18 protein-coding genes, 2 pseudogenes and 1 riboswitch are annotated in these 19,915 nt (G+C 46.5%); of the genes and pseudogenes, 3 read left to right on the top strand and 17 right to left on the bottom strand.

The features are described 5' to 3' along the window. The first annotated feature begins 133 nt into the window (after positions 1-133). On the top strand, positions 134-1,042 hold the full coding sequence (locus ATB78_RS18405; RefSeq protein WP_061009744.1) for a LysR family transcriptional regulator: 909 nt from the start codon (positions 134-136) through the stop codon (positions 1,040-1,042). A gap of 92 nt (positions 1,043-1,134) precedes the next feature. Here the strand turns inward: ATB78_RS18405 and atzF are convergent, their stop codons facing one another. The 7 genes from atzF to ATB78_RS18440 form a co-directional block, all read right to left on the bottom strand. Next, the gene (gene atzF / locus ATB78_RS18410; protein WP_061009746.1) at positions 1,135-2,937 is read right to left on the bottom strand and encodes an allophanate hydrolase; all 1,803 of its coding nucleotides are present in this window, start codon (positions 2,935-2,937) and stop codon (positions 1,135-1,137) included. A 19-nt stretch (positions 2,938-2,956) separates the two neighbouring features. Then, positions 2,957-6,547 carry an urea carboxylase gene (gene uca / locus ATB78_RS18415; RefSeq protein ID WP_061009749.1) on the bottom strand — a complete coding sequence of 1,197 codons (3,591 nt, stop codon included), beginning with the start codon at positions 6,545-6,547 and terminating at the stop codon, positions 2,957-2,959. A gap of 93 nt (positions 6,548-6,640) precedes the next feature. Beyond that, positions 6,641-7,279, bottom strand: a complete 639-nt coding sequence (locus tag ATB78_RS18420; RefSeq protein ID WP_061009751.1) for an urea amidolyase associated protein UAAP2 — start codon at positions 7,277-7,279, stop codon at positions 6,641-6,643. Positions 7,280-7,290: 11 nt separating this feature from the next. Beyond that, a complete protein-coding gene (locus tag ATB78_RS18425) occupies positions 7,291-8,049 on the bottom strand; it encodes an urea amidolyase associated protein UAAP1 (RefSeq protein WP_061009753.1) in 759 nt (252 codons plus the stop codon). 10 nt (positions 8,050-8,059) lie between these two features. After that, positions 8,060-8,845 carry an ABC transporter ATP-binding protein gene (locus ATB78_RS18430; RefSeq protein ID WP_061009755.1) on the bottom strand — a complete coding sequence of 262 codons (786 nt, stop codon included), beginning with the start codon at positions 8,843-8,845 and terminating at the stop codon, positions 8,060-8,062. Beyond that, entirely contained in the window at positions 8,838-9,668 is an 831-nt protein-coding gene (locus ATB78_RS18435) for an ABC transporter permease (RefSeq protein WP_061009757.1), read from the bottom strand. The genes ATB78_RS18430 and ATB78_RS18435 overlap by 8 nt, the downstream gene beginning before the upstream one ends. Positions 9,669-9,701: 33 nt before the next feature. Next, positions 9,702-10,775, bottom strand: a complete 1,074-nt coding sequence (locus ATB78_RS18440; protein ID WP_240537416.1) for a putative urea ABC transporter substrate-binding protein — start codon at positions 10,773-10,775, stop codon at positions 9,702-9,704. 66 nt (positions 10,776-10,841) lie between these two features. Further along, a riboswitch (guanidine-I (ykkC/yxkD leader) is annotated at positions 10,842-10,939 on the bottom strand. Between the two features lie 360 nt (positions 10,940-11,299). Between ATB78_RS18440 and ATB78_RS18445 the strand changes: the two genes are divergently transcribed. Further along, entirely contained in the window at positions 11,300-11,482 is a 183-nt protein-coding gene (locus ATB78_RS18445) for a hypothetical protein (protein WP_061009762.1), read from the top strand. A 73-nt stretch (positions 11,483-11,555) separates the two neighbouring features. On the opposite strand, the gene ATB78_RS18450 is transcribed toward ATB78_RS18445, so the two are convergent. From ATB78_RS18450 to ATB78_RS18465, 4 genes are all read right to left on the bottom strand, one after another. Further along, positions 11,556-11,789, bottom strand: coding sequence for a hypothetical protein (locus ATB78_RS18450; RefSeq protein WP_061009764.1), 234 nt, complete (start codon positions 11,787-11,789; stop codon positions 11,556-11,558). A 44-nt stretch (positions 11,790-11,833) separates the two neighbouring features. Beyond that, entirely contained in the window at positions 11,834-12,649 is an 816-nt protein-coding gene (locus ATB78_RS18455; RefSeq protein WP_061009766.1) for a hypothetical protein, read from the bottom strand. Positions 12,650-12,770: 121 nt separating this feature from the next. Continuing rightward, positions 12,771-13,325 carry a sugar O-acetyltransferase gene (locus tag ATB78_RS18460; RefSeq protein WP_061009768.1) on the bottom strand — a complete coding sequence of 185 codons (555 nt, stop codon included), beginning with the start codon at positions 13,323-13,325 and terminating at the stop codon, positions 12,771-12,773. Between the two features lie 111 nt (positions 13,326-13,436). Then, positions 13,437-13,835 carry an OsmC family protein gene (locus ATB78_RS18465; protein ID WP_005438193.1) on the bottom strand — a complete coding sequence of 133 codons (399 nt, stop codon included), beginning with the start codon at positions 13,833-13,835 and terminating at the stop codon, positions 13,437-13,439. Between the two features lie 178 nt (positions 13,836-14,013). Here ATB78_RS18465 and ATB78_RS18470 point away from each other — a divergent pair. Next, a pseudogene (locus ATB78_RS18470) lies at positions 14,014-14,271 on the top strand (peptide-methionine (S)-S-oxide reductase); the annotation flags it as partial. A gap of 6 nt (positions 14,272-14,277) precedes the next feature. Here the strand turns inward: ATB78_RS18470 and ATB78_RS28565 are convergent. From ATB78_RS28565 to ATB78_RS18495, 6 genes and pseudogenes are all read right to left on the bottom strand, one after another. Then, a pseudogene (locus tag ATB78_RS28565) lies at positions 14,278-14,603 on the bottom strand (IS3 family transposase); the annotation flags it as partial. Positions 14,604-14,614: 11 nt separating this feature from the next. Continuing rightward, positions 14,615-16,048, bottom strand: a complete 1,434-nt coding sequence (locus ATB78_RS18475; RefSeq protein WP_061009771.1) for an ATP-binding protein — start codon at positions 16,046-16,048, stop codon at positions 14,615-14,617. 1 nt (position 16,049) lies between these two features. Then, positions 16,050-16,706 (bottom strand): response regulator transcription factor, encoded by a 657-nt coding sequence (locus ATB78_RS18480; protein ID WP_061009773.1) that lies wholly within the window; start codon positions 16,704-16,706, stop codon positions 16,050-16,052. Positions 16,707-17,034: 328 nt separating this feature from the next. Further along, positions 17,035-17,796 carry a 4'-phosphopantetheinyl transferase superfamily protein gene (locus ATB78_RS18485; protein ID WP_061009775.1) on the bottom strand — a complete coding sequence of 254 codons (762 nt, stop codon included), beginning with the start codon at positions 17,794-17,796 and terminating at the stop codon, positions 17,035-17,037. Positions 17,797-17,798: 2 nt separating this feature from the next. Continuing rightward, positions 17,799-18,803, bottom strand: coding sequence for an HlyD family secretion protein (locus ATB78_RS18490; protein ID WP_061009777.1), 1,005 nt, complete (start codon positions 18,801-18,803; stop codon positions 17,799-17,801). Positions 18,804-18,837: 34 nt separating this feature from the next. Then, positions 18,838-19,854: an NADP-dependent oxidoreductase gene (locus ATB78_RS18495; protein ID WP_061009779.1), complete on the bottom strand. Its 1,017-nt coding sequence runs from the start codon at positions 19,852-19,854 to the stop codon at positions 18,838-18,840. Between the last annotated feature and the right edge of the window lie 61 nt (positions 19,855-19,915).

A 19,915-nucleotide genomic window follows, 5' to 3' on the forward strand; every position in this document is an offset into this window, starting at 1 on the left:
ATCCAGGTCGTTTTCTGCCGCATAGTCTAATTGTTTTCTTCTTGAAGATAATCTCTATAATTGGAAAATGATTGTATCGTTTTTCTCAACAATAAAATTAATAATAGATAACCCAATAACCTAGGAGCACGCCGTGAATGCCATTGCGTCACTGCCAGTATTTGTCGCTGTCGTAGAATGTGGCAGCTTTTCCCTTGCCGCCAAGCAGCTAAACCTGACTAAATCGGCGATAAGCAAACGCATTAACCAACTCGAAGATGACCTTGGCATTCGCTTGCTTAATCGCACTACGAGAAAGCTCAGCCTAACCGAGGCTGGACGCCGATACTTCGAGTACGCTTCACAAGCAGTGAACCTTGCTCAACAAGGTGTCGATGCCGTTTCTGAGCTACAAGGCTCACCGCAAGGTCGGCTCAAAATCACAGCTCCCATGTCTTTCGGCGTATTGCACGTTGCACCACTTATCAGCGAATTTCTTGCACGTTACCCGAAAATTGAGGTCGATTTACAGCTAGAAGACGCCATGGTGGATTTGGTCGAACAAGGCTTTGACTTGGGAATTCGCATTGGCGAACTTGCGACTTCTAACCTTGTCGCTAAGCGCCTTGCTCCGTGTAAAAGCGTGCTGTGTGCCTCTCCCGAATACCTAGAAGAGTTTGGCCTACCAACCAAACCAAGCGATTTGGTGACGCACAACTGTTTGCGTTATTCGTATTTCCGAGGCGGGGTCGAATGGATGTTCATCAACAGCGGCAACGAATACAAGGTGCTGCCGAAGGGCAACTTTGTGGTCAACAACAGTGAAGCGATTCGCCAGCTGCTCTTAAGAGGGTCTGGCATCGCACAATTACCGACCTTCATCGCCGCGAAAGACTTTGCAGCCGGTAACTTAAAACCGCTTATGGAAGACTTCTCTCTCCCAGAGCATGCCATCTACGCGGTGTTTCCAGAGCGCAAACACATGCCCTTGAAAGTACGTGTGTTCATCGACTTCATCAGCGAAAAACTCGGCACTGATACACCGTACTGGGATCGTTATTGATCGATTGATACTTTGACCTCCCTCAGCACAAGCACGGCAATGAGCTGAGGGAGCAAATCTGCTAAGTGCAGAATTTTTAGTATTGTATTCAGCTAGAGCGTTTCAGCGATAAACCTTCTCCACCCGCCAGTATGTGTAATGTCCGTTGAGCCATCAACAGCGATGGGTTCACATATAAAGCCCTTCACCCATTGTCCGGAGTCTAACTCGACATTACCTAACCCTAGAGGGTGGGGAATTTGTTCAAGCAATGCTCCAATATGACGTTTCGGTATTCGCCAAATTTCGACTTCTATCCTCTTGCCTTGCTCTGGCATTCTTACCAAGCCCGGTCTTAATGGTGGTCCACCAGCAAGACAATAAAGCGCGTAGTTTTCAGACGTTGTTGTTCGCTGCTTGAAATTCGCCCCTAGCTCAATCAACTGATGATTTAACGTTAAGTCTTTCATGTGCGCCCCACACACCAGCAGATCTACACTATCAAGATTAGCTAGCTGAATTTGTGTTGCACCAAGAGGCAAGTTCATCATTGTTTGCCACTCACCAGCCAAGTTGATTAAGGTTTCATCTTGATATGCCTGAGCAAATAAAGTCACGCCAAATGGCAGCCCTTCATCGGTAAATCCGGCGGGTATCGCAATGGCGCTGTAATCCAACAAGTTCATGAAGTTAGTGTAGTAACCGAGGTTGGTATTGAGTGCAATAGGGTCTTCATTGACCTCCTCAATCTTGTAGATGGTGCCTGCCGTTGGGGTGAGAACAACATCAATGTCATCCATCAACTGATCACACTGTACTTTGTATTCTTGAAGTTGGTAGATGGCTTTAAAGGTCTCTGCCGCCGAGAGCGTTTTTGCTCCACCGACAATCTTTTGAATCACATCCAAACAGTTTTCTTCATTACTTTCAAAGAACTCTTGTATCGCAGCATAGCGCTCCGCAACCCAAGGACCGTTATAAAGTAAATCTGCCGCTTGGATAAATGGCTCAAGATCAAACGGAATCACCTCGGCGCCCAATGCTTCCAATCGAGCTACAGCCTGAGCATAAAGCTTGCGATACTCATCATTACCGAAGAACTTCAATTGCGCTTCGTTTGGAACACCAACCCGAACACCAGCAAATGTTTTCGGGTCGTCAAAGCTTGGCTCAATTGAGCATCGTGAAAAACAATCCTTCTCATCGTATTTAGCAGCGACTTGATACAGTGCGCCGAGGTCCTCTGCACTCTTTGCAAAGAAAGTCACGCAGTCCAAGGTTCGACAGGCAGGAACAACGCCACTGCAACTCAACAACCCCTTACTCGGCTTTAGACCGTATAGGTTATTAAACGCAGCAGGAACGCGCCCAGAGCCAGCTGTGTCAGTACCTAACGAAAAATAGACTTGGCTAGTCGCCACAGAGACCGCACTACCCGAGCTTGAGCCGCCCGAGATATAACTTGGGTCGAAGCTGTTCTTCACTGCCCCCCAAGGGCTGCGAGTACCAACTAGGCCTGTCGCGAATTGATCCATATTGGCTTTTCCAAGTGGTACAGCACCCGCTTTTATCAGCAGTTCAACAACAAATGCAGATTCAGAAGGTGGATAGCGGTATGCTTCACAACCCGCTGTCGTTTCTAATCCGGCGAGATCAATGTTGTCTTTAATGGCGAAAGGAACACCAAACAGAGGTAAGTCGTGGCTGCCTTTTTCCGTTAGGTAATCAAGAAAAACATCCAGTTGTTCATCTGAAATCACTGAAATCCAAGAGTTAAACTCATCCTCTCGCACTTGCTGAAGTTTTTCAGTTAGAAACGCTTTAACGTCGAGTTCTGCAGAGCGATAAGCGTCTAGCAAACCACTAATCGTTAAAGGGGCTGATTGAGAGAGTTTTGATACGGTTAAATCGTTCATATTTCTATCCTTAGAACCGTTATGCGGCACACGTGTTTACAACAAGGAGTGGCTCACCAGCATGAACTTGCGCGCCGGCATCATGACAAATGGAATCGACAACACCAGACACACTTGCCGTCACCTCTAGTTCCATCTTCATGGCTTCGAGTATCATCACGACCTCGTTTTCTTTAACGGTCTGCCCCGGCTCAACAAGCACTTGCCAAATATTGCCTGCGACATGGCTTTCTATCGCCTCTTGCCCTTCTGCGAGTTCCGTTTTCACAGATGATTGCTCGATTTCTGTCGCAACAAAGTTCGATTGCCCTGACTCTTCCCAGCGTTGACGCTCTTCTTCAAAAGCCTTCTGCTGACGCGTTTTACTCGCTTTGATCTCATCGGCATGCTCATCGAGAAAAGCTTGATAATCCGAGAGTGAAAATTCTGTCTGTTCAATTTTCACTGGATAATGACCTTGTGGGTGTTTCTCACGAATATCAAGGAGCTCTTCTGCACTGACTTCATAGAACTTAATCTGATCAAAAAATCGCAACAGCCAAGGTTTAGTGAAAGCCTCTGTTAGGCGGTAACGGTTCCACATTTGCAAGGTACGCCCCACAAATTGATACCCTCCCGGCCCTTCCATGCCATAGACACACATATATGCACCACCAATCCCCACCGCATTTTCAGGTGTCCAAGTACGAGCTGGATTGTATTTTGTTGTGACTAAGCGATGTCGAGGATCCATCGGTGTTGCCACTGGTGCTCCGAGATATACGTCCCCAAGTCCCATGACTAAGTAACTGGCATCAAAGACGATTTTCTTTACGTCCTCGACAGAATCGAGGCCATTGATACGGCGGATAAACTCAATATTATCAGGGCACCAAGGCGCATCTTTACGAACCACTTCATCGTATTTTCGAATCGCAAGTCGTGTTGCTTCGTCGTCCCAAGAAAGCGGTAAATGCACGATTCGGGCGGGCACCGATAACTGGTCAATGTTATCTAACCCCGCTTCAATTGCTTCTAACTCTGCTAGTAACTGCTCTCTCGGTAACACAAGGTTATCGTAGTGAACCTGCAAGGAACGAATCCCCGGAGTGAGCTCTTCAACACCCAAAATTTGCTTCTGCTGCAACTTGAGCATGAGGGCATGAACACGAAAGCGAAGACGGATATCCAACACTTGAGGACCATATTCGACCAATAAGTAATCTTCACCACTTGGACGATAAATAACCTCTTCGCCATAGCGGTCAGCTGGAATGGTTTTGATGACTGGTGAGATAGGCTCGGTTTTTGGCAGTGCTAGTTCGCTGATCACGCCCGTTTCAATCTGAGTCAGTTGCACGCACTCGGCATGTTCTGCGTCTTGCACCGACACCGGAATAAAGTGAATTTTGTCACCCGCCTTGAGTTGTCCCATTTTCCATAGGTCTGCTTTTATGATGGTCGCAGGACAAACGAAGCCACCTAAGCTTGGGCCATCAGGCCCCAGAATGACTGGCATATCCCCAGTAAAATCAATAGTGCCAACCGCATACGCATTGTCATGGATATTGGAGGGATGTAGACCTGCTTCGCCACCATCAGAGCGTGCCCAGTTTGGTTTCGGTCCGATTAGGCGAACGCCAGTACGACTGGAGTTAAAGTGCACTTTCCATTCTGCGTCAAAGAAGCTGTCGATATCCTGTTGGGTGAAATAGTCCGGTGCTCCATGTGGGCCGTAAATCACCCTAATTTGCCACTCACCATCAAATTCGGTTTGTGTTATCGCGTCTAGCTTTGGTTCTGCCTTTGACACTTCTCTATTGAGGTGCAAAACATCACCAGCCACAAGTGCTCGCCCAGCGTGACCACCAAACTGCCCAAGGGTAAATGTTGAACGACTGCCAAGGTGTTCTGGACAATCTATGCCGCCATGCACCGCCAGATAAGTTCTAGCTCCATCAAGTACCTTGCCTAGCTTTAACACTTGTCCCGCTTCCACTTTCACACGGGTTTTCATTTCGATTTGCTGACCATCCAGTGAAGCTTCTATCGTTGCCCCAGTCAGCGCGATAAACGTGGCCTGATTGAATCTTAACGTTGGACCAGACACGATGATCTCTAATCCTGCAACTGACTCAAGGTTTCCAACAAGGCAATTCGCTAAACGGAAACTTAATGAGTCCATGGGGCCCGACGGTGGTACACCAATATCCCAATAACCGGTACGAGCAGGGTAGTCTTGAATCGTGGTTTGCGTCCCGCCACTGAGCACATCAAAAGTATGAGGTTGGAATTCAAAACTGTTTAAAGATTGAGTCAGCACTTCGCCCTTTTTGACTAACTCACTATCGAGTAGTTGGCTCAGGTAAGCTTGGTTGTGCTCAATGCCATAGACAGTGCTGTTATCTAGGCCGCGTTTAAGCTCTGATAACGCGGTCTCTCGGTCTTTCGCATGAACGATGACTTTAGCAAGCATAGGGTCAAAGAACGGAGAGACTTCCACCCCGGCCTCAATCCAATGTTCGATGCGTAAGTTATCTTGCTTCGCCCAGTCCACATGGCTCAATAACCCAGCACAAGGTTGGAAATTTTTATTGGCGTCTTCAGCATAGAGTCGAACTTGAATGGCATGGCCTTTTGATTCTAGGTTTGTGCCTGCTTTTTCCAGATCGAATGCCTCTGCACCTTGTCGAATCATCCATTCGACCAGATCAACCCCAAACACCTCTTCCGTCACACCATGCTCAACTTGCAGCCGTGTGTTCACTTCCAAAAAGTAGAACGCTTGGGTTTGTTGGTCCAACACAAACTCGACCGTACCCGCGTTTCGATAATTCACCTTGCTAGCAAGACGAATTGCCGTGTTCTGGAGCTCTGTTCGAGTGCTTTCACTCAAGTTCGGAGCAGGCGTTTCTTCGATGACTTTTTGGTTTCGTCGCTGAGCCGAGCAATCTCGCTCTCCGAGTGCAACCACATGTCCGCGTCCATCACCAAAAATCTGTACCTCAATGTGGCGAGCTTGCTGAATAAACTTTTCGACAAACACACCGTCATTACTGAAGTTGTTTGCGCTAAGCCGCTTTACGCTATCGAAAGCTTCCGTCAGTTCATCACTAGAAAAGCAACATTGCATGCCTATGCCACCACCACCAGCGGTACTTTTCAGCATCACTGGATAACCAATCTTTTCTGCCGCGATAAGTGCTTGCTGTTTGTCGCTGAGAAGCTCCGTCCCAGGAAGCAACGGAACCTTCGCTTGTGTTGCAATACGGCGAGCGGAATGCTTCAAGCCAAACGCTCGCATTTGTTCCGCGGTCGGTCCTAAAAAGACCAACCCTTCTTGTTCACAACGTTCTACAAATTCTGGGTTTTCACTAAGAAAGCCGTAGCCAGGATGAATGGCTTCCGCACCCGCCAGTTTGGCGATAGAGATGATCTTTTCTTGATCGAGATAAGTTTCCGATGCTCCACCCTTTCCAAGTGAGAAAGCTTGGTCAGCATCGACAACATGTAGGCTTTGCGCATCGGCCTCACTGTAAACGGCGACACTTCCGATATTGAGTTGTTTTAATGTACGAATAACACGGCAGGCAATGGCACCACGGTTAGCAATTAACACCTTACTAAACATAATTTTGTCCCTAAAATCCGGGTCGTCCCGGAAGAATAAAGAGCATCAAATAGGGTCGTCCCTAGCTCGTTTTCTCAGCTCATTTACTGGGATTTACTGCCAAACAAGAACCTCAACAGGCGTTGGATTGTAAGCGTTACACGGGTTATTTAATTGCGGGCAGTTCGACATGAGTACGATGGTATCCATGTGGGCTTTGAGCTCAACGTATTTACCAGCGCCACTGATCCCATCGGCAAAGGTCAACCCACCTTCCGCGGTAACAGGCACATTCATGAAAAAGTTGATGTTATGGGTAAGGTCGCGCTTACTCAGGCCAAAATGCTCATTCTCTGAAACGGCGAGTAACCAACTGTCACGACAGGCATGCATGCATTTTTTGTCTATCGAATAACGCACCGTATTGCTCTCCGTCGCACACGCGCCGCCAAGGGTGTCGTGTCGACCACATGTGTCTGCGACGATTTCAAGCATCACGTTACCAAGATCTGAGAGAATTTTAGTGCCTGCGGTGAGGTAAACATTGCCTTGCTCTCGTATCGTATCAATTGCACTGTAACGTTCTGATGGGTCATTCGCATTGTAAAACAGCACATCCGCCGCTTGGTTGCCTTCAATATCTAGAATACGAACGGTGTGGCCTTTCTTGACCACCTTCATGTAGTAGTCACCCGCAGGAACGACATCTCGATAGAGCGCTTCACTTGGTATTAATTGGCTTTCTACGATCATGTTTTACTCCTTTAATAACCATGATGAGATTGAGAGGACGCTTGCTGAGTAGCATTGGTATAGCGTCGGTTGTTTTCAAAACCGCGCGCATTTTCTTCTCGATGATTTAGGCATGCATCGCTTTCTAACATCGCCTCCGACTCAAACACGGATACTTCTACTGGTTTATAAGGATAGGTCTCTGATGGATTGAGAGGATGTGGACACGTGGTCATCACAACCAAGGTATCCATCTCAAAGCGAAGTTCGATACAGTCATCGGCTTTACTGTGGCCTAAGTGATAAGCCAGATTGCCTTCTTCATCCGTCGCCACTTTGCTAAACAGATTAAGGTTTGCGGCCAAATCTCGCTTTCCTAAACCGTATTTCGCCACTTCAACCAGCAAGGCATCGTAGCCATTTTGCTTCCATTGATTTCGCTCAGTTTGGTAGTCTCTTTCCCCCCACTTTTGCGCCACTTTCTGCTTGTTCGCGACACCACAAACGGTATCGATCCATCCGGTATCATCACGAACGATAGAACAGAAAATTCGCCCCATATCCGAGTACAAACAGTTACCCGTAGAGAGCTTAAAGGTGTGTTGGCACTTCAATGTATCTGGCGCATTGTAGCGCTCTAGAGGGTTTGCAGGGTTGTAGAACAACACACTCAAGTTTGCTCCGCCTTCTAAGTCTTTAAACCTTACCGTGCGCCCTTTCGGCACTACCATAGACCAGTGTGCAGCACCGGGTAATGTGTCGGAAAAAGACACGTCCTGTCCTATTAACATATTCAGTTCCTTATGCGATTTTCTTGAGAATAAGATCTCGAGGCGTTTGATCAATTTGCTCCGTCGGGATATCAAACGTCACTTGAGCGCCAAACCTTTCCGGGGCTTGGTCATCTTGTCGAGTGTGGTCAAACACCCATAGGCGATTACCAAGGTGAAAACCTTCGCTGAGATCATGTGTGATCATAAATACAGTGAGTTGCTGCTCTTTCCACAGAGACTTAACTAAGGTGTGCATGTCCTTTCGAATACCAGGATCAAGTGCACCAAACGGCTCATCCAGTAGGAGTATTCTTGGCTTTTTAATCAAAGCTTGAGCAATCGACAGCCGTTGTCTCATGCCACCTGACAACTCATGGGGATACTTATCTTGAGCCGCAATGAGCCCGACCTGCTCTAGCATGGCTTGAGCTTGTTGCTTTGCTTGTTGTCTTTTGGCACCTAGCAAGCGCCCAAACAAAGTACTGGTCACGCCTTGGCCTTCAAATTCATAACCCAACATGACGTTTTCAAGTACGGTCAAATGGGGAAACACTGAATACTTTTGAAAAACAATACCGCGCTCAACACTCGGTTCTTTAGCCAAAGGTTGACCATCCAAAAGTATGCGTCCTCTAGACGGTGTTTCTGTTCCTAGCAACATATTCAGAAAGGTGGTTTTTCCACACCCAGAAGCACCTACAATGCTGACAAAATCGCCCTGATTCACCGTGAGGTTCAAACGCTCTAGCACAATGTTGTCACCGTACTCTTTCCACACTTGTTTGATTTCAATAATCGGTTGCTGGTCAGCCATGATTCTCTCCTTGAGCTTGGTGATACCAAGGGCTCAGTTTTTGCGATGCCAAACGCAATAACCAATCCATGCAGTAGGCTAAAATCGTGATCCACAAAACGTATGGCAAGATCACATCCATTGATAAATAACGACGAACAAGGAAGATTCGATAACCCAAGCCCTCTGTTGCGACAATCGCTTCTGCCGCAATTAAGAACAGCCATGCACTGCCTAATGTGAGTCGCACAGCTTCAATCAACTTGGGCATGATTTGCGGCAAGATGACTCGGACAATGATCTGCCAACTATTAGCCCCAAGTGTCTGAGCTTTAATGAATTGCTCATCAGGTAAACTTTGCACGCGTAGCTGAATGTCTCGAATAATGATCGGACACACTCCGACCACAATCAGCACCACCTTTGACACTTCACCGACACCAAACGAGATAAACAGAATTGGCAGAATCGCCATAGGTGGAATCAGTGAAACCGCGGTAATCACCGGTGACAAAGACGAGCGCACCAAGGGAATGATGCCAGTAGCAATCCCTAACGAAAGTCCAAGCAGTGCACTGATTCCTATCCCCCAGCCGAGACGAACCAAACTGGCGCTGGTGTCTACCCACATCAGGTATTCGCCCGTTCTCTTACTTGGCGTAAAAGCCATGCGGTCAATGGCGTCAGCGAAGCTGCTAAATGCTGGCAGTAACTTGTCTGCTGAATTTTCAGCTAACCGGGCATCGGATGCCGTGACATAAACCGCCAGCATGATTAGGAAAGGCATCACACCCAACATGACACGCCCAAACTTCGATGGGTAACGATTGATAACTTTGGTCATAACAACTCCATTTCAAATAACCAAATACAGCAGTTACAGTTTGTTCTCTGCCGCCATTTGCATGTATTCAGAAGTAAATCGGAGTTTGATGTTATTTGGGTTTCCGTACACACCTGCAGGCGTCTCTACGCCAATGAACTTAGCATCCGGAGCACCATCACCCAGTAACCCATGTTCGAAAGAGAACTCGCTGACTTTTTGCATTGTCGTGGCCAGTTTCGGGCTTTGAGTAAAAGTCACGGCATCATCGGCGGAGTAAAACATATTGGTCGCTTGCAGCTGGGACTTGTAACCTTCAAGGTCTGTGCCTGAAGCTTGTGCCATGTATGACTTCGCTTCATCGCCTTTGGAGTCGGATTGCATGACCGACATGATTTCATACCATGCGCCAGTCAGTGCTTTGCCCAGAGCAGGATTGTTTTGCAGGGTGCCGGTGTTCACCACAAGAAGGTCAATTATTTCCCCAGGAATATCAGAAGAGTCGAAAACAAAAGAGGTATCTGGTTGAGAAGTAATTTCGCTGAGCAGTGGGTTCCATGTCACGACGGAAGAGACATCATTAGTGCTAAACGCGGCGACCAGATCCGCATCCGACGTATTGACGACCTTAACATCTCGCTCACTCAGCCCAACGCTCTCTAGCGCACGAGCCATTAGGTAATGCGAAACACTCAGTTCAACGAGGTTGATAGATTGGCCTTTTAAATCGGAGAGACTTTTATCACCTTTGAGAACAATACCGTCGTTACCATTAGAAAAGTCACCGACAACCAGCGCGGTTGAATCTACGCCACTTGCAGCAGGAATGGTTAAGGCATCCATATTGGTCATGACAGTGGCATCAAACTGACCAGTGGTGAACTGATTAATCGATTCTATATAGTCGTTGACCTGTACGACATCAATCTCAATGCCATACTTCTCAGCCCACTTGTCTAAAATGCCAGAATGGTCTGCATAATCCCAAGGCATCCAACCTACATAAATAGACCACGCGAGCGTAAACTTCTGTTTCTCTTCTGCTAATACTGTTGAGGGAAATGCAGTGGCCAACAGAGTGGTGCCAAGCATTGCGGTGAGTACGCTTTTCTTGAATCGAGCTTTCATTGGAATCTCCTCCATGAGTCACACTTAGATATCAACACAAGAGACACAACCAAATGGCTTGGTTTAATCTCCCGGGCTTCTATCCCTCCGTGTGACCTCTTGCGAGGTTGACAACTCTTGACCCAGACACTGTATCAACAGCCGGAACCCTAGATGTCTATTGCCAAATTGTCCGTTAGATACACATAACTGTGCTTCTAACCTTATGCTCTTGCGACACAGTTATCAGTAATCCAAATCTCATGCCAAAAACTTAAGCCTTTAAATATCATAACCTTACTTGGAATTCGTAACAGTCCACCCCATAAAAGCCCACTAACTTAGTGCAAGGATCACCAAGTTAGTGCAAAGCAATGGAGAGCCGCAAAATACCTTTGGAATCTGACCAATAACAATGGTGCGAGATAGCCTCAACCTGCACTTCTTAGCATTTAGTTAATCTAATGTTTCATTTTTAACAGGTGCGCAACCATGATAGGAGAGCTAACTTAAGTAGCACGTCAACCACACCGGAGTGTGAAGCTATGAAAGTACTGATTCAATACACCCAAGCGGGTAAATATCGTGACCAAGCGTGGGAATCACTGACACAAAAAGCAAAAGGCGAGATGCAAGCTGTGACGCCTTCTTATGCCGCACAGCTTATTGAGCAAAACAAAGCGACGCTTGTAATGACGGAAGACGAGCAAGTGATCTTCCATTCTTAAGTAACAAATATCGATAAAAAATGAGCTCAAATTGGAGCTCATTTTTGTTTGATTGGTAGGAGGACTATCACGATCAATCTTGAATGATCTTGTTGCCGCAGTTTTCGCAGATTAGATGACGAGAGAACTCATCCATAGACGCAAGGAAAGCACCAAACACTGTGCTTTTTAGAAAGCCAGAAATGAATTCCTTCTTAGTGCGATTCTTATCTCCCTCAAAAGCACTTTTCTTTCTGACCAACACCACAACATGATGCGTTTCCACACCACACGAAGGACACATAACAACTTCCGTCTTTTTAGACATAATAAGCTCCTTGAAATCGATTCTGTTTTCTAAAAAATGTCTCGCTAAAGCCTCGCACTGACCTTTTCCCTCAGCGCTCGCGCATACTCAGTTAATAGTCGAGCATTGTCGGCGGTTTCAACGTCCCCACAGACTTGGCCTTGATAGGTAATATTTGGGCTGGAATACACAGGTAGAAGGTTCTCTGAGTAGCTCATGATGGTTCCAGAATCACCACACAAAGCAGCATGAGCATAACGCTTGATCTGTGATTGGTTATCCTCTGTCGTCATGGAGTTGAGTGTTCTACTCTGAAGCTGAGATGACAGTGTTTTTAAGTCATGTTGTGCCCACGCTAAATGCCCTAGCTCATGCTCCAAGGCGAGTGGAGCAGCTCGTACATCAGAAACCACAAAGTTAGGAAACAGATCGACCCACGTTTCGGCGATTTTGTACTCAAAATCAAAGTAACTGTTGTCTTCACTTAGCACTAGCACAACATAGAAGTTTGGTTCTTGGTACGCGCGTTCCAACAAATTGCGGTGTTGCAGATTAAGTTCATAATGGGAGGACAACATGTCCGCTGGCTTCGCGTTGTGAGCATCGAAGAATTCATAACCAGCACTCTTACGAACCATGGGGATACATGAGTTTGAGAGAATAAGATTTGAAAAGGCTAAGTCTTCCTCGATTCGAGCTTCCAATGCTTCTATGTCGAAATCGCTGAGAATCGAGTAGTCAAATACGAATTGAACCCAAGTCTCGACTTTTTCTTCTTGGGGACATTGCGGAAGCGCGAGCTTTTGGGCATCAAAATAGAGGCGAGCACTCGCGAACACCGCCACCACAATTAAGCAAATACTTACAACTTTCAGCTTCATACATTCTTCTTACAAATTTCGCAGGCAACAAACATAAGCACATGAAATTTATAAATTAATGAAACCGATATGTAAACAAGCGCTTATTGATTATGAGAATAAGCGCCGTGAGTATGTGTGATTACTGGTCCTCGTTTAAGCGACGAATCAATTTGGCAGGCGTACCGCCATATAGACAATCTGGTGGAACATCGCTGTTTACCACTGAGTTAGCAGCAATGACTGAGCGAGCACCAATGGTTACCCCTTGGTTGATCACCGAGTTGCCACCAATCCAAACACTATCTTCAATGGTGATTGGTTTACAAAACGTTTCCCACTTAAGTCGGCTGCGGTAATCCAACGAATGTGATGCCGTGTAAAGTTGCACACTAGGGCCGATAAGTACGTGGCTACCAATGGTAATTTTAGCTCCATCAAGCATGACGACATTCATATTGATGAAGGTCTCTTCACCGATTTCAATCGTTTTACCAAACTCACAATGGAACGGCGCTCGGACCATACTCATGCCAACTTTACCAAACAGATCCTTTTGCAAAGCATCACGTTGAGATTCATCGGTATTGTTATTGAATGCCTTCAACGCATGAGTTGCGTGAGTGCGGATCGCTTCGATCTCTTCATCTGTACCGTTAAACACTTGGCCAGACATCATTTTTTCTAATTCGGTCACTGGATCATTCCTACAACTTTTGACCAAGATAGATTAGCGTATAAGAGGAATAAAAAAAGAGAAAAGCACGGGCTTTTCTCTTTCCTATTTTGTTGTTGTGTCACGCAGAGGTTATACGATTTCCCAGCTGTGAGTCATCTCAACGCCTTCGCCCAACATTAGACATACTGAGCAGTATTTTTCTAATGAGTCCGCCGCCACTTTAGCTACGATTTCTGGGTCTAGTGCTTCACCAGAGACTTCAAAGTGAATGTTCACCTGAGTAAAGATACGTGGAGCTGTTTCACGACGTTCAGTGGTGAGTTTCGCGTTGACAGAAGCCACTTTCTGGCCCGCTGATTTTAGACCATCAACAACGTCCACAGAGCTACAACCACCAGCAGCCATCAATACCATTTCCATTGGGCTTGGTGCCGTTGCACCTCCATTGCCATCCATCACGACTGAGTGACCAGATTGAGACTGACCGAGGAATTTAAAGTCTTCGACCCATTTTACTTCTGCTTGCATGGTTTCCCTCATTATTGCTTTTGCCTCATCGGAAACCTTCTACCAATGAGCGCTTGTTTCGTGCCGTTACTGTAGCCCTGTTGTGAGAAAGGGCAAAGAATTTTTCGTAATCACTGCAATTTTTTCGCTCTTACTTCTGTCGTAACATTCATTGAGAAAAATGACGTTTGAGGAAGTTATGAAGAAAGTATCTAAGCTATTGGTGGGATTCTCATTCACACTCCCTGTACTGTTCATCTTGCTAAGTAAAACAGGTACGGCCAATACCATGGATAAGATGAACGCATCTGGTAAAACTGACATCGCAACACTCGCAGGTGGCTGCTTCTGGTGTACCGAATCAGATTTAGAACAATTGCCCGGCGTGTTAGACGTTGTCTCTGGTTACTCAGGCGGTGATTTAGAAAACCCAACTTATCGACAAGTCTCTTCTGGCACAAATGAAGTCCTGAGCTAGCAAGTTCCGAGCTATAGGCCTCTTATGCTTGCTGTCCGTTGTACACTTAAACTTGCGTGCCGCTTTCAGCGTTGAATCCTGACGATTCATGCGAGCTGCAATGGTTTTAACATTATAGCTATCACCATTCTCAGCCAGTTCTTTCTGGATTCGCGTTGAATAGCCTTGTAGCGATGCTTAATCCGATAATAGAACCCACTTCGAGAAATCTTGAACATCTTAACCATGCGGACAACACCGAAGCACAGCAGGTGTTCGAGCATGAGTTCATAGCAATCTACTTTAGATTTTTCGCGAAGTAGGTGGCGGCCATCAAGCTAAATCAAAGGGTTTTTGGTAAATTGATTATAAACGCCAGCCCCGGCTGTTGAGATTTGACATCAATTTTTCCCTGATGGAGAGCGATGACACATTCAACTATCGTCATCCCTATACCGACCCCATGGGATCTGTTCTGAGTTTGTTTCCCACGAAAAAAACGCTCAAAGATTCGGTCGATATCAACTTGGCGCATTCCCTGGCCGTTATCGCCGATAACCGCCTGCACATGATCTTCATGCTCAATGACTTCAGCCCAAATTTGGGTTCCCTTTCCAGAGTAGCGAATCGCGTTATCCATCAGATTTCGAAACAGACAATTAAGGAAAACCTCATTGCCCTGAATGGTGCAGGTTTCCCCGCCGGCTTCTAGTGTGATTTTTTGTTGTTGCTTCAATGCAAGGGGCGCCAGCTCGGCAATAACATTCCGTAATATATGGGCCACATCAACTGTCTGACTTAAATTCACTTCAAGCCCACTCTCTACTTTTGCTAACGTCAGCAGTTGCTCAATGGTTCGCTCAGAACGAAGGATGCTCTTTTCTATCTGTCTGAAGTCATGGTCTCTCTCCTCCGCATTTTGCGTTTCAATGGCATTCTGTACATTAAGCTTAATGACGGCTAGAGGTGTGCGCAGTTCATGGGCAGCATCTTGGTTAAATCGTTTTTCTCTTTGCCAAGCAGCATCGACTTGATCAAACAGGTAGTTCAAGCGTTTAACTAAGCTATCCAATTCCGTTGGAACATCGGTAATATTCAGTGGTGAGAGGTTATCAATCGACTTCTCCGACACTTGCTTTTCCAGACGGCTGATTGGTGCAAACAAATGATAGGTAAACAGCACCAATAGCAAACACAAGCATGGCGTTGCAACTAGTATTGGCAAAATAGCGGGGATTGCAATCTTGTTTTCGACTTCACTACGCAGATGCTTGTCTTCACCCAACCAGAGCAACATAGGCTCACCCGTTTTCGGTTGCGTTAGCAGCATGGTCACGCCACGCCACATGTTGGACTGCCTCTGATCCTGAATGTCATTAAGGCCGGGATGGCGCATCATTTTTAAGTCCACTGGTGGCGCATTCGGAGAACTGGCTAAAATCCCTCCCTGAGCATCAAGCAAAAGATAAGCAAAATTGTCTTTAAGCAACTTAGCGCACGACCATTTTCCTGGCTTGTCTTTGGGGGGCGTTTTACTGGTAATATTAGCGAAAACGGTTTCTGGATCTGAGTTTCGGTCTTCACCAATTACAGAGGGGTCGCTCAGTAGCAACACCTTTAAGAAACTCTCACTGAGGTCCTGAAGCCGTGCATCATCGACGTCCGTAATAGCCTGACGAGTATCAAGATAGACCCAGATGGTAGAGGCGGTAATAACCGCGAGGCAAAGTAACACGCTCGCCAATGCGACACGACGTTTAACAGAATTCAGTCTCATACTAGTGTTGGATGATGTATCCGACTCCTCGAATGTTTTCTATGGTGCCTTTCGGCATTTTTTTGCGCAGATTATGGATGTGTACTTCAATCGAATTGAGCCCAGCACTTTCATCCCAACCATGCATGTTTTGCAGTATCTGAGTTTTGCTGAGCACGCGACCAGCATTCGTCACCAGATAGAGGAGAATTTTAAATTCATTCGGCGTCAGATTAATGCACTCACCTGCAACCGCGACTTTATGCGAATTGACCGACACAGAGACATCACCCACCACGATGGTGTCATCTGCCATACCCGCCGAGCGGCGAATTAACGCGCCCATACGCGCCAGTAGTTCTTCCAGTTGGAACGGCTTAACTAGATAATCGTCTGCACCATGATTGAGCCCATAAACACGGTCATTAAGTTCGTCACGAGCGCTGAGAATCAAAACGGGCGTCTTGTCTCCTTTACTCCTGAGCTCTTTGAGTACTTTCAAACCGCTGATACCCTGCAAAGAAATATCAAGAATGACCAGTAGGAAGCTGTCAATTTGAAGTGCATGAAGGGCACTTTCACCCGACGTTACCCAGTCTGCAGTATAGTGATGCCTGGCAAGGGAAACGGTAATCGTGTTGCCAAGCATAAGGTCATCTTCAACTAATAATACGCGCATGTTATCTATCTCTATTCTGTATCGTACCCCGTTCAGCAGTGATAAAAGGAAGGTCACAAGCGATGGTTTTATTTCCTGAGTCTCACTGCTTTCAATCCACCTTTGTCGACCTTCAGAGCTTTGGGGAGCACAGAAGCCAAATATGGAATTCATTCAAATTAAAAAGCTAGACTTAAAAAACATTTAATAAACGGTGAAACATTTAATTTTTTGGCCTTACCAGCGCCAGCTTGAAGTGCGAAAGCCTCTGATTATATTAACCCTATTAAATATGCTACGTACATGAGTTTATTCACATACTTCCATTTTTTTTCGCCGAAGGGATCGACTATTGAGAGAGAAAAGTAATGACGTAATCTGACTGCAAGGTGTAATGGCATTCCACTTCTCGAAAACCCGTTTTAGCCACCAGCGAAGGCGATAAGTTCAGCCATATGCGCTGTTTGTATGGGTCAACACATTTAACCTGAGCACATTCAAAGCCGAAATACTCACCAATATAGGGATAAATCGCTTTGAAAAGACTCTCTTTGGCGGAAAAGATGATTGTGGTGATGATATCGTTACTAAATGGTAGTGACGCCAAACGCTGCCACTCCCATACAGAACAAACGGAGCTGGATATCTCACGTATCACCTTGGTCGCTAACACTTTCTCAATATCCATACCGATGTAGCGCCTGATGTTCTGAATAGCAGGAAGCACTGCACATGTAGCAATATCATCGCAATGGGTAATGGTACCTAGAATTCCATCTGGCCATGTTGGGCAACGATTTGCTCCAATCCCGACCTGAACTCCATCAGTAACCAGTCCTCCGCAAGCAGATATCGCCTGTCTGGCCGCATAACGACCCGCCATAAACTCGGCTCGTCTAGAACTTACCGCGCGGCCAAGTCCATCAGGACATTGAATCCTTAACTCCTTGAACAAGGTGTCGTGATAGAGGCTATGGTTAAACTGACACACAAAAACACTCGCGCCATTAATAAGAAACCTTTGCTCCTTGTTGATAAACCGACCGCTTGTTTGCTCAGATAGATCACGCGCTCCCACTATGGCGTCAATATCAGGAAATAATGTCGCCATAATTACTGCCTCGTATCCACAGTAACAACCGCAGATAACCCATTGTCGACCTGAACCGAATCATTGAACACAATCTTAACCGGTACACGTTGCACCACTTTGGTAAAGTTGCCCGTCGCGTTATCTGGTGGTAGCAAAGCAAAGGTAGCGCCTGTGGCTGGCGATACGCTGTCGATTCGTGCTGAGAAGGTCTTCCCTGGATAGGCATCAATGGTAACGTCAACAGACTGCCCTTTGTGCATGCGAGACTTTTGCGTTTCTTTAAAATTCGCCAGAACCCACGGAGTGCGATCAGAGACTATGCTCACCACAGATTGCCCCGGTTGCACCATCATACCGACTTGCAGGTTACGATTGCTGATCACGCCATCTATTGAAGCCACAATTCGGGTGTAGCCCAATTCGAGCTGCGCCTGCGACAAACTGGCTGTTGCTTGCTTGACCATCGCGTCAGCCTGCTCTATTTCACTTTCCAGTACCGAGAGCTTGTCTTGTTGCGTTTTCAGGCTGGCCTTTGCCTCAAGATACGCCGCTTCATCAACTTTATAGGCAGACGCGCCGTTGTCACGTTCGCCTTTAGACACATAGTTTTGCTTCTCTAGAGCCTGCAAACGCTTGTATTGCTGAAGTGAGTATTGATATTTGGCCTTCGCCGATGTCAACTTGCTCTGGTACTCTTCGATAGCACTTTTCTGCATCTTGTACGCCGCTTCCGCGTTCGACTGTTCCGCCTGACTTTGCGCCAAGGCCGCTTCAGCGAGGCGCTCTTTAATCACGAACTCACGATCATCCAGCTGCGCCAGTAAATCGCCTTTTTTGACCTTCTGATTGTCCTTAATATTAATTTTTACCACTTCGGCATTGATGCGCGAACTGACGTTAGTGATGTCCGTTTGAACGTAAGCATTGTCGGTGGTCTGGAAAAATCGCCCGTAGTAATACCAATAGGCACCGCCAGCCAGAACCAACAACGTCAGTGGAATCAAAATCTTTATTATTTTTTTCATAGCACGACCAACCAATCAAAAAAGGCGAAGAGTATTAAACTCGAACCAGTTGTTTACCGAAGTGCTTCCCTTCCAATAGATCAACAAAGGCCTGTGGTGCGTTTTCCAATCCTTCGGTCACCGTTTCACGAAATTTGAGCTGACCACTTTCCACTGCGGCGGTCAGCCAACTGATAGAGCTAACATAATCATTGAACCACTCGGTCACCAGAAAGAATCGATTTTCCGGCGCACTCGGCAGTGAGGAGTAGAAGCGTGATAACGTCGAGGCATCCACATCTTTGCCCTTGTTGTATAACGCTGCACTGCCACAGATTGGCACTCTGGCACCTTCGTTTAAATGGCGTGCAACCAAGGAAGATATACGCCCACCTACATTTTCAAAGTAGACGTCCACTCCGTTCGGACAGGCGGCTTCAATCTCCTCGCTCAAATTGTCAGACTTGTAATTGACGCAGGCATCGAAGCCGAGTTCATCGACCACATAACGACACTTTTCCTCACTGCCCGCGATACCGACCACTCGGCAACCCGCCATTTTTCCAAGTTGACCGGCAACCGACCCCACAGCACCTGAAGCAGCTGACACCACCATGGTTTCACCCGCTTTAGGTTTGGCAATTTTATTCAATCCAAAGTACGCCGCTCGACCGGGAGTTCCTGCCACACTGAGAAAGATCGTTGGCGACAGCTCAGTATCCGGCAATCGATAAGTCATGAAATCCGCATCGTTACCGACACAATATTTTTGCCAACCTGAAAAAGTGAACACCCTATCGCCGACCTGATAATTAGGGCTGTTACTTTCGACGACCTTGCCAATGGTTTCTCCCTGAATCACCTCACCCAGTTTGATCGGCTCGACATACGCAGTGTTTTCATTGAGGCGAGGTCGCGTATATAGGTCCATCGAAAGCCAAGTGTTTTCAATTAAAAACTCACCCGGCTTTAACTCGCCAATTGGCTGGTTGGCGATACGAAAATTGCCCGTTGTCGCGGCGCCTTGGGGGTGGTTGTCAAGCACAATTGAAGGATTAACTAGTTGATTCATAAAGCACCTCATTGAGTTTATAGTGTTGTAATTTGATACCAAGTCACTTGACGCCAAGTAG

Source organism: Vibrio sp. CUB2, assembly GCF_001557945.1.
In the GTDB taxonomy this organism is placed as follows: Bacteria; Pseudomonadota; Gammaproteobacteria; order Enterobacterales; family Vibrionaceae; genus Vibrio; species Vibrio owensii.

Coding starts and splice junctions, on each gene's coding strand:
- ATB78_RS18430 (WP_061009755.1), bottom strand. CDS start 8,845: ATGGCTGACCAGCAACCGATTATTGAAATCAAACAAGTGTGGAAAGAG.
- ATB78_RS18475 (WP_061009771.1), bottom strand. CDS start 16,048: ATGAGACTGAATTCTGTTAAACGTCGTGTCGCATTGGCGAGCGTGTTA.
- ATB78_RS18455 (WP_061009766.1), bottom strand. CDS start 12,649: ATGAAGCTGAAAGTTGTAAGTATTTGCTTAATTGTGGTGGCGGTGTTC.
- ATB78_RS18445 (WP_061009762.1), top strand. CDS start 11,300: ATGAAAGTACTGATTCAATACACCCAAGCGGGTAAATATCGTGACCAA.
- ATB78_RS18425 (WP_061009753.1), bottom strand. CDS start 8,049: ATGTTAATAGGACAGGACGTGTCTTTTTCCGACACATTACCCGGTGCT.
- ATB78_RS18480 (WP_061009773.1), bottom strand. CDS start 16,706: ATGCGCGTATTATTAGTTGAAGATGACCTTATGCTTGGCAACACGATT.
- ATB78_RS18435 (WP_061009757.1), bottom strand. CDS start 9,668: ATGACCAAAGTTATCAATCGTTACCCATCGAAGTTTGGGCGTGTCATG.
- ATB78_RS18465 (WP_005438193.1), bottom strand. CDS start 13,835: ATGCAAGCAGAAGTAAAATGGGTCGAAGACTTTAAATTCCTCGGTCAG.
- ATB78_RS18440 (WP_240537416.1), bottom strand. CDS start 10,775: ATGAAAGCTCGATTCAAGAAAAGCGTACTCACCGCAATGCTTGGCACC.
- ATB78_RS18450 (WP_061009764.1), bottom strand. CDS start 11,789: ATGTCTAAAAAGACGGAAGTTGTTATGTGTCCTTCGTGTGGTGTGGAA.
- ATB78_RS18420 (WP_061009751.1), bottom strand. CDS start 7,279: ATGATCGTAGAAAGCCAATTAATACCAAGTGAAGCGCTCTATCGAGAT.
- uca (WP_061009749.1), bottom strand. CDS start 6,547: ATGTTTAGTAAGGTGTTAATTGCTAACCGTGGTGCCATTGCCTGCCGT.
- ATB78_RS18490 (WP_061009777.1), bottom strand. CDS start 18,803: ATGAAAAAAATAATAAAGATTTTGATTCCACTGACGTTGTTGGTTCTG.
- atzF (WP_061009746.1), bottom strand. CDS start 2,937: ATGAACGATTTAACCGTATCAAAACTCTCTCAATCAGCCCCTTTAACG.
- ATB78_RS18485 (WP_061009775.1), bottom strand. CDS start 17,796: ATGGCGACATTATTTCCTGATATTGACGCCATAGTGGGAGCGCGTGAT.
- ATB78_RS18495 (WP_061009779.1), bottom strand. CDS start 19,854: ATGAATCAACTAGTTAATCCTTCAATTGTGCTTGACAACCACCCCCAA.